Consider the following 13,995-nt stretch of genomic DNA (forward strand, 5'->3'; position numbering starts at 1 on the left):
CGAGGATTATACCCGAGCATGGGCCTCACGCGCCAGATGAGGTCGGCGTTTGTGCGGGAACATTCCGGCTCAGCAAGGCGAGGAGCTGGGTTTTTTCCTCGCTGGTCAATTCGCTTTGACGTGATTTCCTGAGCAGTTGTTCCAGGCTGCGCTCGCGTTGGCGGGCGGACAAGCTAGTAATGGTGTCGAAAAACTGTTGTTCAAGGTTGTCGGCCACGATCAGCCATTCCTTTTCTGCCAAGGCCCGCAGCAGGCGACCCTGTTCGGTGCCATGCCAGCGTGCAATCAGCTGCATTGAGCTTAGCCCAGGGTTTTTCTGTGCGGCTTCGATCAATGCCACCAGCAGCTGGCTGTACAGGTGCTCTTCGTCGGCGAAATGGCTGGCATCTTCCACCTTGCCCGCAAGCAGCGGGTGGTGCAGCAAGGTGCGCAGGGCCGCCAGGGTAGGTGGTTCGACCGGCGCCGGCACCCGTGGTGGCGCTTCATCGCGCTGCCAGTTTTTCCCGCCCTTGCGGTTCTTGTCCCATGGTTTGTCGCCCCACGGCTTCTTGCCGCCGCCCTTGTTGGGCTTCCAGGCCTGCTCCTGCTGGAACGGCGCCGGCTCGAACTGCGGCATGTCACCATAGTCGGGGGTGTAGCTGGCCATGGCGTCGTAATCGTAGCCAGGGTCGTAGTCCGGCATGCTGGTGGGCGCGGGTGCCTGCTGGGCCAGTTGCCCGACCTGTTGAGGGTCGAGGCCGGTGATTTCTTTCAGGCGGTTGCGCATCAGCTGGCGCAGGTTGGCGCCGGGAATCTTTTCGATCAACGGTGCGGCCAGGGTCGCCATGTGGGCCTTGCCTTCCAGCGAGCGCGGGTCGGCTTCGACGCCCAGTTGCTCGAAGAAGTAGTCGGCCAGCGGCTGGGCGTGCTGGTTGATGCGGGCCATGAAAGCGTCGGTGCCTTCGGCGCGTACCAGGCTGTCTGGGTCTTCGCCTTCAGGCAGGAATAGGAAGCGCGCCCGACGGCCGTCCTGCAGGTTGGGCAGCGCCGATTCCAGCGCGCGCCATGCCGCTTTGCGCCCGGCCTGGTCGCCGTCGAAGCAGAACAGCACGCTGGGCACCACGCGGAACAGGCGCTTGAGGTGTTCTTCGCTGGTGGCCGTGCCAAGGGTGGCCACGGCATTGCGCAAGCCTTGCTGGGCGAGGGCGATGACATCCATATAGCCCTCGACAACGATGATTTCGTCGAGGTTGCGGTTGTGCTTGCGCGCCTCGTACAACCCGTACAGTTCCTGGCCCTTGTGGAATACCGGGGTTTCCGGGGAGTTCAGGTACTTGGGTTTGTCGTCGCCGAGCACCCGGCCACCGAAGGCGATGATGCGCCCGCGGCTGTCACGGATGGGGAACATTACCCGGTCGCGGAAGCGATCGTAGCGCTTGCCGCTTTCGGCGTTCTCGATCAGCAGGCCGGCATCGATCATCACCTTCTGCTGCAGGGCGTCGGCGCCTAGGTGCTTGAGCAGGTTGTCCCAGCCGGGCGGGGCGAAGCCCAGGCAGAAATCGCGGGCAATTTCCCCGGACAGGCCACGGCCTTTGAGGTAGTCCACCGCCGCCTTGCGGGTCGGGTGGCTGCGCAACGCCTGGCGGTAGAACTCGGAGGCTGCATCCAGCAGTGGGTATAGTGGCGAATCGGTGGGCTGGCGTGGCTTGTTGTCACGGCGACCTTGTTCGCGGGGCACTTCCATGCCGGCGGCGCGGGCCAGCTCCTCGACGGCCTGGGGGAAATCCAGGTTGTCGTGGTCCATGACAAAGCCCAGGGCGTTGCCACCGGCGCCGCAGCCGAAGCAGTAGTAGAACTGCTTGTCGGGGCTGACCGTAAAGGAAGGGGTTTTTTCCTTGTGGAACGGGCAGCAGGCGGAGTAGTTCTTGCCGGTTTTTTTCAGCTGGACGCGCGAACTCACCACATCGACGATGTCGAGGCGGTTGATCAGGTCGTCAATGAAGCTCTGGGGAATCAGCCCGGCCATGGCAGTCTCGTCATCTGGCAACTGGCAAGTCTAATCGCTCGCGCGCCGAATGGGGCGGGTGCCGCTTGATATGGTGCGAGGAAATGTGTGCTCGCCGCCGGCCACTAGGGGCCCGTCAGTCTGACGTGCACGTCTGGTCATGGAACAGCGAAGACCAGCTCTGACGTTTCAGGCAGGTTGCCCGTATGCAGTTCGCGTGAAGCTTGTGCGGGGCCTTGGGCTGGCTGCCCAAGTGTAAAACGACCACTGCCATCGCCCGGCGTTAGCCGGGCAGGGCAGAAGCTTTGCGTTGAACGCCTGTATTAGTACAGACGAACGGCGCGGCGCTGTTCGCGCTGAACTTTCTTGGCGTGACGCTTAACAGCAGCAGCTGCTTTGCGCTTACGCTCTGCGGTCGGCTTCTCGTAAAACTCGCGGCTACGAACTTCAGCCAGTACACCGGCTTTTTCGCAGGAGCGCTTGAAACGACGCAGAGCTACGTCGAAGGGTTCGTTCTCTTTAACTTTGACGGCTGGCATCCAGGGCTACCTTAATTCATTACCGGGGTAGACGTGCTCCTGGCAAAACAAAGGTGTGCTGGAGAACGTCGGTTTTCAAGGGTTGCGGATGTTAACCCTTAGCAAGCCGGAATGCAAAGCCTCTGATCGAAAACCGCTGGTCGGCACTCGGCACGGGGACTATCATGCGCGGCTTCGAATTCAGCCCCCACAAGGGACGAGCCCATGCTAGTACTGGGATTGGAAACATCCTGCGACGAAACTGGCGTCGCATTATACGACAGCGAACGCGGTTTGTTGGCCGACGCGCTGTTCAGCCAGATCGACCTGCACCGCGTGTTTGGCGGTGTGGTGCCCGAGCTTGCCTCGCGTGACCACGTCAAGCGCATGCTGCCCCTCATCCGCCAGGTGCTGGACGAGGCGGGCTGTGTCGCTACCGAAATCGACGCCATCGCCTATACCGCCGGCCCTGGCCTGGTCGGGGCCTTGCTGGTGGGGGCGTCGTGCGCCCAGGCCCTGGCATTTGCCTGGGACATTCCGGCAATTGGCGTACACCACATGGAAGGCCACCTGCTGGCGCCCATGCTGGAAGAAAACCCGCCCGAGTTTCCGTTCGTCGCTTTGTTGGTGTCCGGCGGCCATACCCAGTTGGTTCGGGTGGATGGCATCGGCCAATACGAGCTGCTGGGCGAGAGCCTGGACGATGCCGCTGGCGAAGCTTTCGACAAGACCGCCAAGCTGATTGGCCTGAATTACCCGGGTGGCCCGGAAATCGCGCGCCTGGCCGAGCAGGGCGTGCCGGGGCGCTTTGTGTTCCCCAGGCCGATGACCGATCGCCCTGGCCTGGAGTTCAGCTTCAGTGGCCTGAAGACGTTCGCCCTGAACACCTGGCAGCAGTGCAAGAATGCTGGTGACGACGGCGAGCAAACCCGTTGCGACGTGTCGCTGGCATTCCAGCAGGCCGTGGTAGAGACTTTGACCATCAAGTGCAAGCGGGCCCTCAAGCAGACGGGCCTCAAGCGCCTGGTCATCGCCGGTGGCGTAAGTGCCAACAAGGCCTTGCGCGCCTCGCTGGAAGAGATGCTGGCCGGCATGAAAGGCAACGTGTATTACGCGCGGCCGCAGTTCTGCACCGACAATGGCGCGATGATCGCCTATGCCGGCTGCCAGCGGCTGCTGGCCGGGCAGCAGCAGGGCCTGGGGATCAGCGTGCAGGCACGCTGGCCGATGGAGCAATTGCCACCGCTGTAATGGTGGGCGGCAAGGTTCAGAAGTGGCGCTCGCGCCCGGCAAACAGATCGCGCAGGTTGCTGCGGTGGCTCCAGACGATCAAGGCGGTGAGCACCGTGATCGGCAGCAGGGCTTCCGGCTCGCGCCAGGCCAGCAATGGCAAGGTCAGCGGGGTGGCGATCAGCGCGGCCAGCGAGCTGGTACGGGTGAGGTAGAAAATCAGCAGCCAGGCGCCAACCGCCAGCAGCGCGGCGGGGAAATACAGGCCCATGAGCATGCCGGCCGCCGTCGCCACGCCCTTGCCACCCTGGAAGCGGAAGTACACTGGAAACAGGTGGCCCAGTACTGCATACACGCCTACCCAGGCCTGTTCTTGCAGGTCCAGCCCGGCGAGGCGGGCGACCAATACTGGCAGCAGGCCCTTGCACAGGTCGCCAAGCAGGGTCAGGATCGCCATTTTACGGCCTGCCAGGCGTAGCATGTTGGTAGCGCCGGCATTGCCTGAACCACTGGAACGCGGGTCCGGGCTGCCTGAGAGGCGGCTGAGAACAATGGCGAAGGACAGCGAGCCGAGCAGGTAGGCGAGCAACGCCAGTAACCAAAACATGCTAACTATTCCGGGCGAGGACGCCCTGATTCTAACGGCGCCAGTCGCCCTTGTCGTGCTGTGGAGAGAAGTGCTTGGACAGAGTGTTCATCGAAGGCCTGGAAGTCGATACCGTTATCGGTGCCTATGACTGGGAGCGGGATATTCGCCAGTGCTTGCGCCTGGACTTGAGCTTTGCCTGGGACAACCGCCCCGCGGCGGCCGGCGACGACCTGAACCTGGCCCTGGATTACGCCAGCGTTTCGGCGCGTATCCAGGCATTCGCCGAGCAGGCCCGTTTCGAGCTGGTGGAAACTTTTGCCGAGCGCCTGGTGGCTGCCTTGATGGAAGAGTTCCACATCCCGTGGGTGCGGTTGAAGCTGACCAAGCCTGGCGCGGTGCCGGCGGCCCGTGGCGGTGTTGGCGTGGAGATCGAGCGCGGATGTCTCTGAGCACGGTTTACCTGGGCCTTGGCAGCAATGTCGACCGTGAGGCGCATTTGTGTGCCGGGCTTGATGCGTTGGCCGCGATTCTCACCGACATGCGCTGCTCTCCGGCTTTCGAAAGCGAGGCGGTGGGTATCAAGAGCGGGCCATTCATCAATTTCGTGGTCAGCGGGCAAACCGCGCTGCCGTTGATCGAACTGGACCGCCGGCTGAAGTTCATCGAGGCCGACAATGGCCGTTATGCGCCTGACCGCAAAGGGTTGCCGCTGGATATCGACGTGCTGATGTATGACGACCTGCATGGCAACTTCGATGGGCTGGTACTGCCCCGGGCAGAGATCTTGAAGAACGCCTTCGTGTTATGGCCGCTGTCGCTGCTGGCGCCGGAACTGGTGCATCCGGGGGCAGGCAAAACCATGGCGCAGTTGTGGCAGGACGCGCAGATCGACCAGGTGCTGGCCCCGGTGGCCTTTGAGTGGCGTGGGTTGCAGTTGACGCCGGCGTAAGCCTGTTCCGGCCTTTTCGCGGCTGCCCGCGAACACCGGCGCAGCCGGTGCCATCCACCGCGTCGCCTGCTTCGCGGGCTTGCCCGCTCCCACAGGTGAATCGCGCAGGCTTTACAAATTTTGAGAAAGACAGTTGCTCCTGCAAGTACGGCGGCAACTCCAAGCCAGCGCAGACCCCCTGTGGGAGCGGGCATGCCCGCGAACACCGGCGGTGCCGGTGCCAGACACCGCGTCGCCTGCTTCGCGGGCTTGCCCGCTCCTACAGGTGAATCGCGCAGGCTTTTCAAATTTTGAGAAAGACAGTTGCTCCTGCATGTACGGCGGCAACTCCAAGCCAGCGCAGACCCCCTGTGGGAGCGGGCATGCCCGCGAACACCGGCGCAGCCGGTGCCATCCACCGCGTCGCCTGCTTCGCGGGCTTGCCCGCTCCCACAGGTGAATCGCGCAGGCTTTTCAAATTTTGAGAAAGACAGTTGCTCCTGCAAGTACGGCGGCAACTCCAAGCCAGCGCAGACCCCTATGGGAGCGGCTTTAGCCGCGAAAGGGCCGGTAGCACTAGCAGTGCCGGTAAGCCTCAAGCGCTTTCAGCCGCTGCGCTTTGAGCGCTTCGCCCAGTGCCTGGCCAGTCAGCCCAGCCTGCACAAGCGGCTTCACATCCACCGCCCGCGCCGCTGCCGCAGCGCCACGCAAGTACTCGCCCTGTGGATAACCCGCTTTGCCATTCCCCAGTGCGGCCATCTCGCAGGCAGCCAGGAAATCCTCAAACCGCTGCGGGCGCCGGTACACATCGAACTTCTGCAACAGCGCCAGCAGTGACATGGCAGGCAGCTGCAGCGCCTGATCAGCCTGCACCAGGCACTCACCCGTCAGCAGGGCCAGCTCCTGGCATTCCCGCGGCGCCTTGAGGCGCTGGTTGACGGTTTTGATCGAGGCGGGGGGCAACTGGTGCAACAGGCAGGCCCAGCGCACGTGCAGGGGCTGGTGATGCGCAGCTGCTTGTTCCAGCGCAGCCAGGGCTTGGGGGGCGCTATCAAGCTCAGGCAACAGTTCCCGGAGGGCGGCGCACGCATGCAGGACCTGGAAGAACACCTGCGGCTGCGCCTCCATCAGCGCGCGCTCGATCTCCTTCCAGCTGCGCTCTGCAGTCAAGGCCTGCAATTCGCCCGAGGCACTGATCTGGCGCATCAGCTCCAGGGTTTCATCGGCGACCCGAAAGCCCAAGGGTGCATAGCGCGCAGCAAAGCGCGCCACCCGCAGCACACGCAGCGGGTCTTCAGCGAACGCTGGGGAAACGTGGCGTAACAGGCGTTGGTCCAGGTCCCGCGCGCCCTGGTAAGGGTCATGAACCTGCCCGGCCTCATCCTCGGCCATGGCATTGATGGTCAGGTCGCGGCGGATCAGGTCTTCTTCCAGGGTTACGTCGGGGCTGGCATGGAAGGTGAAGCCACCGTAGCCGCGCCCGCTTTTGCGTTCGGTACGGGCCAGGGCGTATTCCTCGCCGGTTTTCGGGTGCAGGAATACCGGGAAGTCGGCGCCGACCGGGCGGTAACCCTTGGCCAGCATTTCTTCGACGCTGGCACCGACCACCAGCCAGTCGATATCGCTGACCGGTCGGCCGAGCAGGCGGTCACGTACGGCACCCCCAACCTTGTAAATGTGCATGAGCAACTCTCCATAACTGCCGACAGGATAACCCGTCGGCAGTCATGGCGTGGCTTCAGAGATGGTGAATCACAGCCAGGTCCATGCGGCCGTATTCACCGCCCTCGCCGTGGTCGCCGCGTGGCGGCATGTGGTGGGTCTTGACCACCTGGTCGCCTTGCACGGTCTCCAGGTGGATATCGAAGCCCCACAGCCGATGCAGGTGCTTGAGCACTTCGTCGGTCGAGTCGCCGAGCGGTTTTCGGTTGTGCTGCTGGTGACGCAGGGTGAGGGAGCGATCCCCTCGGCGGTCGACACTCCAGATCTGCACGTTCGGCTCACGGTTGCCCAGGTTGTACTGGGCTGCCAGTTGCTCGCGAATGAGCCGGTAGCCCGACTCGTCGTGAATGGCCGGCACCAGCAGATCGTCCCGTTGGTCATCATCGAGAATGCTGAACAGCTTGAGGTCGCGCATCACCTTGGGTGACAGGTATTGCAGGATGAAACTCTCGTCCTTGAAGCTGCTCATGGCGAACTTGATGGTAGAAAGCCAATCACTGCCGGCAATGTCGGGGAACCAGTGGCGATCCTCTTCGGTTGGGTTCTCGCACATGCGGCGGATGTCGGTGTACATCGCAAAGCCCAGCGCGTAAGGGTTGATGCCGCTGTAGTACGGGCTGTCGAACCCAGGCTGGAACACCACACTGGTATGCGACTGCAGAAACTCCATCATGAAGCCTTCGGTTATCAGCCCCTCGTCATACAAGTCGTTCATCAGGGTGTAGTGCCAGAAGGTTGCCCAGCCTTCGTTCATCACCTGGGTCTGGCGCTGCGGGTAGAAATACTGGGCTATCTTGCGCACGATGCGCACCACTTCCCGTTGCCAGGGTTCCAGCAGCGGGGCGTTCTTTTCGATGAAGTACAGGATGTTTTCCTGCGGCTCGGCGGGGAAGCGCCCTTCATCGCGGTCATTGCCCTTGTCGGCGCTTTTCGGGATGGTCCGCCACAGGTCGTTGATCTGCCGCTGCAGGTGTTCCTCGCGCTCCTGTTGCCGGCGCCGCTCCTCTTCGGCGGAAATAGGGTAGGGCCGCTTGTAGCGGTCTACGCCGTAGTTCATCAGGGCATGGCAGGAGTCGATCAGGTCTTCCACGGCGTCGATGCCGTGGCGTTCCTCGCACTGCGCGATGTACTGCTTGGCGAACACCAGGTAGTCGATGATCGAGCTGGCATCCGTCCAGGTGCGGAACAGGTAGTTGCCTTTGAAGAAGCTGTTATGCCCATAGCAGGCATGGGCGATCACCAGTGCCTGCATGCACATGGTGTTCTCTTCCATCAGGTAAGCGATGCAGGGGTCGGAGTTGATCACGATCTCGTAGGCCAGGCCCATCTGGCCACGGCTATAGGACTTTTCCGTGCTGAGGAACTGCTTGCCGTAGGACCAGTGGTGATAGCCCAGCGGCATGCCGACGGAAGCGTAGGCGTCCATCATCTGCTCGGCCGTGATCACCTCGATCTGGTTGGGGTAGGTGTCCAGGGCGTAGCGCTCGGCCAGGCGGCTGATTTCCCGGTCGTAGGTCTGGATCAGTTCGAACGTCCATTCGGACCCGGTGGAAATGGGTTGGCGTCTCTGTGCTCTGGCGGTCATGTGGCTAACCTGCGCTGGAAGAGTTCACGGAAGACCGGGTAGATGTCGCCGGCCGATACCAGCTGCTGTTGGGCAAACGTGTCGGGGAAGGCCTCGCCGATGCGTTCGTATTCGTACCACAGCGCCTGGTGCTCACGGGGGGTGATTTCGACGTAAGTGTAGTACTGCACGTGCGGCATGATCTGCTTGGCCAGGATATCGCGGCAGATTGGCGAGTCGTCGTTCCAGTTGTCGCCGTCGGACGCCTGGGCAGCATAGATGTTCCAGTCACTGGCCGGGTAGCGTTCAGCCATGATCTCCTGCATTAGCTTGAGTGCGCTGGAAACGATGGTGCCCCCGGTTTCCCGCGAGTAGAAAAATTCTTCCTCGTCCACTTCGCGGGCACTGGTGTGGTGGCGAATGAACACGACTTCGATGCGGTCGTAATTACGCTTGAGGAACAGATACAGCAGGATGAAGAAGCGCTTGGCGATGTCTTTGGTCGCCTGGGTCATCGAACCGGACACGTCCATCAGGCAGAACATCACCGCCTTTGAACTTGGGTTGGGTTGCTTGACCAGCAGGTTGTACTTGAGGTCGAAGGTGTCGAGAAACGGCAGGCGGTTGATGCGTGCCTTGAGGCGCTCGATTTCCTGTTCGATTTCCTGGATATCGGTGAAATTGTCCGGTTCCTCTACGCGCAGGCGCGCCAGCTCTTTCTGTGCTTCGCGCAGCAGGGCACGGCTGCTGCCGGTCAGGGCGATACGTCGGGCGTGGGCCGAGCGCAGGGTGCGCACGATGTTGATGCGCGACGGGTTGCCTTCGTTGGCGATACCGGCGCGCACAGTTTTGAAGGTGTCGGCACCGGTCAGGTGGCGTTTGACCAGGTTGGGCAATTCAAGGTCTTCGAACATGAATTCGAGGAACTCTTCCTGGGTGATCTGAAAGACGAATTCGTCCATGCCTTCGCCGGAGTTGCCGGCCTTGCCACGGCCGCCGCCACCCCCGCCGCCGCCTTGCGGCCTGGGTATGTGTTCACCGGCAGTGAACTCCTTGTTGCCGGGGTGCACGATGGTCTGTTTGCCCCCGCGGCCGTGGTGCAGCACCGGCTCGTCGATATCACGCCCGGGAATGCTGATCTGTTCGCCGTGTTCCATGTCCATGATGGAGCGGCGGCTTACCGCCTCTTCGACGGCCTTCTTGATGTGTTCGCGGTACCGCCGCAGGAAGCGCTGGCGGTTGACCGTGCTCTTGTTCTTGCCGTTCAGGCGGCGGTCTATAACGTAGCTCATGGTCCCTCCGGTAGCTGGAGCAGCTGCAAGCCACAAGCCCTGGACGCCAAGCGGTAAGCTTCAAGCTGCAAGTAAAAGCAGCCATCGCTGCCGCAGATGCTGGCGCCTGACATGCGCCGGCGCCAGCCAGCTTGTGGCTTGCAGCTTGTAGCTTGGCACTAGGCGGCTTGCCGCTTTATTGCGATTTCCTGACCCGCAGGTACCACTCCGACAGCAGGCGCACCTGCTTGTCGGTATAACCACGCTCCACCATTCGGGTGACGAAGTCGTTGTGTTTCTTCTGGTCCTCTTTGCTGGCTTTGGCATTGAAGCTGATGACCGGCAGCAGGTCTTCGGTGTTGGAGAACATTTTCTTCTCGATCACCACCCGCAGTTTTTCGTAGCTCAGCCAGCTTGGGTTCTTGCCATTGTTGTTGGCGCGTGCGCGCAGTACGAAGTTGACGATCTCGTTGCGGAAGTCTTTCGGGTTGCTGATGCCGGCCGGCTTCTCGATTTTCTCCAGCTCTTCGTTGAGCGCGATGCGGTTGAGGATCTCGCCGGTTTCCGGGTCGCGGTATTCCTGGTCCTGGATCCAGAAGTCGGCGTACAGCACATAGCGGTCGAAGATGTTCTGGCCGTATTCGCTGTAGGACTCCAGGTACGCTGTCTGGATCTCCTTGCCGATGAACTCGATGTAGCGCGGCGCCAGGTACTCCTTCAGATAACGCAGGTAGCGCTCGCGCACTTCGGCAGGGAACTGTTCCTGTTCGATCTGCTGCTCCAGCACATACAACAGGTGCACCGGGTTGGCGGCAATTTCGTGTGGGTCGAAGTTGAACACCTTGGACAGGATCTTGAAGGCAAAGCGGGTCGACAGGCCATTCATGCCCTCGTCGACGCCGGCCGAGTCGCGGTATTCCTGGATCGACTTGGCCTTCGGATCGGTGTCCTTGAGGTTTTCACCATCGTACACGCGCATTTTCGAATAGATATTGGAGTTTTCAGGCTCTTTAAGCCGCGACAGCACCGTGAATTGCGCCAGCATTTTCAGCGTGTCCGGTGCGCAATGGGCCTTGGACAGCGAACTGTTGACCAGCAACTTGTCGTAGATCCTGATTTCGTCGCTGACACGCAAGCAGTACGGCACTTTGACGATGTAGATCCGGTCGATGAACGCTTCGTTGTTCTTGTTGTTACGGAAGGTGTGCCACTCCGATTCGTTGGAGTGGGCCAGCAGGATGCCGGTGTACGGGATGGCCCCGAGGCCTTCGGTACTGTTGTAGTTACCTTCCTGGGTGGCGGTGAGCAAGGGGTGCAGGACCTTGATCGGCGCCTTGAACATTTCCACGAATTCCATCAGGCCCTGGTTGGCCCGGCACAGTGCCCCCGAGTAGCTGTAGGCGTCGGCGTCGTTCTGTGGGTATTCCTCGAGCTTGCGAATGTCGACCTTGCCGACCAGGGCAGAGATGTCCTGGTTGTTTTCATCGCCCGGTTCGGTCTTGGCGATGGCGATCTGGTTGAGGATGGAAGGGTAGAGCTTGACCACTTTGAATTTGGAAATATCGCCGCCGAACTCCTGCAGCCGCTTGGTTGCCCAGGGCGACATGATGGTGTTGAGGTAGCGCCGCGGGATGCCGAACTCTTCCTCGAGAATGGCCCCGTCTTCGGTGGCGTTGAACAGGCCCAATGGCGATTCGAACACCGGTGAGCCCTTGATGGCGTAGAACGGTACGCGCTCCATCAGCTGCTTGAGTTTTTCCGCCAGCGACGATTTACCGCCACCTACCGGGCCCAGCAGGTAGAGGATCTGTTTCTTTTCCTCCAGGCCTTGGGCGGCGTGGCGGAAGTAGGACACGATCTGGTCGATGCACTCTTCCATGCCATGGAAGTCGGCAAAGGCTGGATAGCGGCGGATCACCTTGTTGGAAAAAATGCGCGACAGCCTGGAGTTGGTAGAGGTGTCGATCAGCTCTGGCTCACCGATGGCCAGCAACAGCCGTTCGGCCGCCGATGCGTAGGCACTGCGATCCTCTTTGCACAGCTCGAGGTACTCCTGCAGCGAGAGTTCTTCCTGGCGCGTTGACTCGAAACGTTGTTGGAAGTGGCTAAAAATACTCATGACGTCACCTCGCTCGATACGTGGAGACGACGCCGGATCAGTCAGCTGATGCTGGCAAGCAACCGGGTTCGCCAGTTGCTCTATACCCCCCAGAACACCCTGTTACGCTACCGATGACCCGCACGCCGGTGTACCGGCTCTCCCCTTTTTTGGATGGCCTGAGCTTAAGCGTAGTTGGTTATCTGCAAGGTCAAGGGGCGAGGAGTGCAGAAGTTACGAACGACCGTTCGTCAGGTAAGCCGCAAGCCCGCGCAGGGCGCGGGCTGCAGTAAAAATGAAAAAATTTATTCGGCAGCGCCTTGGGCTGTCTCGGCCGGGTAGGTGGTGCGCCACAGTTCAAAACCACCGTCGACGCTGTACACGTCGGAGAAGCCCTGGCCTACCAGGTAGGCGGCAGCGCTCTGGCTGGAGTTGCCGTGGTAGCAGACCACCAGGGTGGGGGCGTCGAGGTCGGCATTGCGGATGAACTCGGCGACCGAATGGTTATCCAGATGCCGGGCGCCGGTAATGTGGCCGGCAGCAAAGGCTTGCGAGTCACGGATATCGACCACGACCGCACCTTCTTGCTTGCGAAGCTCCAAGGCCTGCTCGGGAGGGATGCGCTTGAATTCGCTCATGGGTACTACTTCCTTCAGGTGTGGTCATTGAGTGTAGTGGGTTGTGCCGGCTGGCGCAGGGTGCCGTCGGCGGCGCAGTCGCAGCGGTGGTATTGGCCGCTGTCGAGGTTGTACAGGGTCATGGCGCCGCCCCACACGCAGCCGGTGTCCAGGGCGATGACGTCAGGCTGGTCGACGCGCCCTTCAAGGGCGGCCCAGTGGCCGAAGATGATCTTCACGTGCCGCGAGCGGCGGTCCTTGTGGGCAAACCAGGGTTTGTAGCCTTTGGGCGCGGTGCCCAGGCCTTCCTTGCTTTTCAGGTCGAGTTTGCCTTCTGCGGTGCAGAAGCGCATGCGCGTGAAGTAGTTGGTGATGACCCGCAGGCGCTCGATACCGGTGAGGTTCTTGCTCCACTTGTTCGGTTCGTTGCCGTACATGCCATCCAAGTACAACTTCAGGCGAGTGTCATCGCGCAGCACCTGTTCCACCTCGTCTGCCAGCTTCAGGGCTTGCCCGAGCGTCCACTGCGGCGGGATGCCGGCATGAACCATGGCAACGCCCCGCGCCTCATCGTAGTGCAGCAGCTTTTGCTGGCGCAGCCAGTCGAACAACTGATCCGCATCTGGCGCTTCGATGATCTCGCGCAAAGTGTCGCTTTTCTTCAGGCGCTCGACGTTGTGCCAGGCGGCCAGCAGGTGCAGGTCGTGGTTGCCCAGCACGCAGACCAGGGACTGGCGCATGGAGTACAGAAAGCGCAGCGTTTGCAGTGACTCGGGGCCGCGGTTGACCAGGTCGCCCACCAGCCATAGGCGGTCCACGGCGGGATCGAAGCGTACGCGTTCGAGCAGGCATTTGAGTGGCTGCAGGCAGCCCTGCAGGTCGCCGACGGCGTAAGTGGCCATCAGTGCAGGGCCCCGGGCACCGCCAGGCGAAACGGGGCGATCTCGGCATCGAAACGTTTACCGTCTTCGGCAAACATCTGGTAGCTGCCCTGCATGGTGCCTACGCGGGTGCTGATGACAGCCCCGCTGCTGTAGGTGTGGCTCTGGCCCGGCTCGATATTGGGCTGCTGGCCGACCACCCCGGCGCCGCGCACTTCTTCGACCTTGCCGTCACCGTTGGTGATCAGCCAGTGGCGCGACAGCAGTTTGGCTTTCAGCGAGCCGTTGTTCTGCACAGTGATGGTGTAGGCGAAAGCGAAACGACTGTTTTCTGGGTCGGATTGCTCTTTGAGGTAGCGGGTCACGACGCTGACGTCGATTTGATAGCGGGGGTCGGACATGCAAGGGCCTTGGGCGAACTGACGCAATAATGCAGTCTAGGCCATTGGCGGGGGGGAGGGCCAGCGGTGGAAGGGCTTGGGGATTTGTGTTGCCTGTGCTGGCCTCTTCGAGGGCAAGCCCGCTCCCACAGGATTCCACCCCATTTGAGTGGGTGATTTACCTGTGGGAGCGGGCATGCCCGCGAAGAGGTC

Annotated in this window: 13 protein-coding genes; 3 read left to right on the forward strand and 10 right to left on the reverse strand. The window is 61.6% G+C overall.

The window, feature by feature from the left end:
- Positions 1-25: 25 nt before the first annotated feature.
- Entirely contained in the window at positions 26-2,005 is a 1,980-nt protein-coding gene (gene dnaG / locus K4A76_RS01870; protein WP_274411436.1) for a DNA primase, read from the reverse strand.
- A 302-nt stretch (positions 2,006-2,307) separates the two neighbouring features.
- Complete coding sequence (gene rpsU, locus K4A76_RS01875; protein ID WP_003255575.1) at positions 2,308-2,523, reverse strand: 30S ribosomal protein S21; 216 nt, start codon at positions 2,521-2,523, stop codon at positions 2,308-2,310.
- Between the two features lie 204 nt (positions 2,524-2,727).
- Here rpsU and tsaD point away from each other — a divergent pair, with 204 nt between their 5' ends.
- Complete coding sequence (tsaD, locus tag K4A76_RS01880; RefSeq protein ID WP_009682801.1) at positions 2,728-3,753, forward strand: tRNA (adenosine(37)-N6)-threonylcarbamoyltransferase complex transferase subunit TsaD; 1,026 nt, start codon at positions 2,728-2,730, stop codon at positions 3,751-3,753.
- Positions 3,754-3,769: 16 nt separating this feature from the next.
- Here tsaD and plsY read toward each other — a convergent pair whose 3' ends face one another.
- Positions 3,770-4,339 carry a glycerol-3-phosphate 1-O-acyltransferase PlsY gene (gene plsY / locus K4A76_RS01885; protein ID WP_274411437.1) on the reverse strand — a complete coding sequence of 190 codons (570 nt, stop codon included), beginning with the start codon at positions 4,337-4,339 and terminating at the stop codon, positions 3,770-3,772.
- 74 nt (positions 4,340-4,413) lie between these two features.
- Here plsY and folB point away from each other — a divergent pair, with 74 nt between their 5' ends.
- Together folB and folK are read left to right on the forward strand one after the other, a co-directional pair.
- On the forward strand, positions 4,414-4,770 hold the full coding sequence (gene folB / locus K4A76_RS01890; RefSeq protein WP_009682799.1) for a dihydroneopterin aldolase: 357 nt from the start codon (positions 4,414-4,416) through the stop codon (positions 4,768-4,770).
- On the forward strand, positions 4,761-5,270 hold the full coding sequence (folK, locus tag K4A76_RS01895) for a 2-amino-4-hydroxy-6-hydroxymethyldihydropteridine diphosphokinase (RefSeq protein WP_274411438.1): 510 nt from the start codon (positions 4,761-4,763) through the stop codon (positions 5,268-5,270). Before folB ends, folK begins: the two co-directional genes overlap by 10 nt.
- A 555-nt stretch (positions 5,271-5,825) precedes the next feature.
- On the opposite strand, the gene K4A76_RS01900 is transcribed toward folK, so the two are convergent.
- The 7 genes from K4A76_RS01900 to apaG all read right to left on the reverse strand — a co-directional run bounded on the left by K4A76_RS01900 (position 5,826) and on the right by apaG (position 13,803).
- Complete coding sequence (locus tag K4A76_RS01900; protein ID WP_274411439.1) at positions 5,826-6,932, reverse strand: multifunctional CCA tRNA nucleotidyl transferase/2'3'-cyclic phosphodiesterase/2'nucleotidase/phosphatase; 1,107 nt, start codon at positions 6,930-6,932, stop codon at positions 5,826-5,828.
- A gap of 55 nt (positions 6,933-6,987) precedes the next feature.
- Entirely contained in the window at positions 6,988-8,556 is a 1,569-nt protein-coding gene (locus K4A76_RS01905; RefSeq protein WP_274411440.1) for a SpoVR family protein, read from the reverse strand.
- Positions 8,553-9,827 carry a YeaH/YhbH family protein gene (locus K4A76_RS01910; protein WP_110679005.1) on the reverse strand — a complete coding sequence of 425 codons (1,275 nt, stop codon included), beginning with the start codon at positions 9,825-9,827 and terminating at the stop codon, positions 8,553-8,555. The genes K4A76_RS01905 and K4A76_RS01910 overlap by 4 nt, the downstream gene beginning before the upstream one ends.
- Positions 9,828-10,002: 175 nt before the next feature.
- Positions 10,003-11,925: a PrkA family serine protein kinase gene (locus tag K4A76_RS01915; protein WP_009685233.1), complete on the reverse strand. Its 1,923-nt coding sequence runs from the start codon at positions 11,923-11,925 to the stop codon at positions 10,003-10,005.
- A 284-nt stretch (positions 11,926-12,209) separates the two neighbouring features.
- On the reverse strand, positions 12,210-12,542 hold the full coding sequence (gene glpE, locus K4A76_RS01920; protein ID WP_009685234.1) for a thiosulfate sulfurtransferase GlpE: 333 nt from the start codon (positions 12,540-12,542) through the stop codon (positions 12,210-12,212).
- A gap of 14 nt (positions 12,543-12,556) precedes the next feature.
- Entirely contained in the window at positions 12,557-13,423 is an 867-nt protein-coding gene (locus K4A76_RS01925) for a symmetrical bis(5'-nucleosyl)-tetraphosphatase (RefSeq protein ID WP_009685235.1), read from the reverse strand.
- Positions 13,423-13,803, reverse strand: coding sequence for a Co2+/Mg2+ efflux protein ApaG (gene apaG, locus K4A76_RS01930; protein WP_029885942.1), 381 nt, complete (start codon positions 13,801-13,803; stop codon positions 13,423-13,425). Before apaG ends, K4A76_RS01925 begins: the two co-directional genes overlap by 1 nt.
- Positions 13,804-13,995 lie beyond the last annotated feature (192 nt).

The sequence above is a fragment of the Pseudomonas sp. NEEL19 genome (assembly GCF_028751975.1).
In the GTDB taxonomy this organism is placed as follows: Bacteria; Pseudomonadota; Gammaproteobacteria; order Pseudomonadales; family Pseudomonadaceae; genus Aquipseudomonas; species Aquipseudomonas juntendi.

Bases quoted from the DNA above. Each gene is read 5' to 3' on its own strand.
- dnaG (WP_274411436.1), bottom strand. From the start codon at position 2,005: ATGGCCGGGCTGATTCCCCAGAGCTTCATTGACGACCTGATCAACCGC.
- rpsU (WP_003255575.1), bottom strand. From the start codon at position 2,523: ATGCCAGCCGTCAAAGTTAAAGAGAACGAACCCTTCGACGTAGCTCTG.
- tsaD (WP_009682801.1), top strand. From the start codon at position 2,728: ATGCTAGTACTGGGATTGGAAACATCCTGCGACGAAACTGGCGTCGCA.
- plsY (WP_274411437.1), bottom strand. From the start codon at position 4,339: ATGTTTTGGTTACTGGCGTTGCTCGCCTACCTGCTCGGCTCGCTGTCC.
- folK (WP_274411438.1), top strand. From the start codon at position 4,761: ATGTCTCTGAGCACGGTTTACCTGGGCCTTGGCAGCAATGTCGACCGT.
- K4A76_RS01900 (WP_274411439.1), bottom strand. From the start codon at position 6,932: ATGCACATTTACAAGGTTGGGGGTGCCGTACGTGACCGCCTGCTCGGC.
- K4A76_RS01905 (WP_274411440.1), bottom strand. From the start codon at position 8,556: ATGACCGCCAGAGCACAGAGACGCCAACCCATTTCCACCGGGTCCGAA.
- K4A76_RS01910 (WP_110679005.1), bottom strand. From the start codon at position 9,827: ATGAGCTACGTTATAGACCGCCGCCTGAACGGCAAGAACAAGAGCACG.
- K4A76_RS01915 (WP_009685233.1), bottom strand. From the start codon at position 11,925: ATGAGTATTTTTAGCCACTTCCAACAACGTTTCGAGTCAACGCGCCAG.
- glpE (WP_009685234.1), bottom strand. From the start codon at position 12,542: ATGAGCGAATTCAAGCGCATCCCTCCCGAGCAGGCCTTGGAGCTTCGC.
- K4A76_RS01925 (WP_009685235.1), bottom strand. From the start codon at position 13,423: ATGGCCACTTACGCCGTCGGCGACCTGCAGGGCTGCCTGCAGCCACTC.
- apaG (WP_029885942.1), bottom strand. From the start codon at position 13,803: ATGTCCGACCCCCGCTATCAAATCGACGTCAGCGTCGTGACCCGCTAC.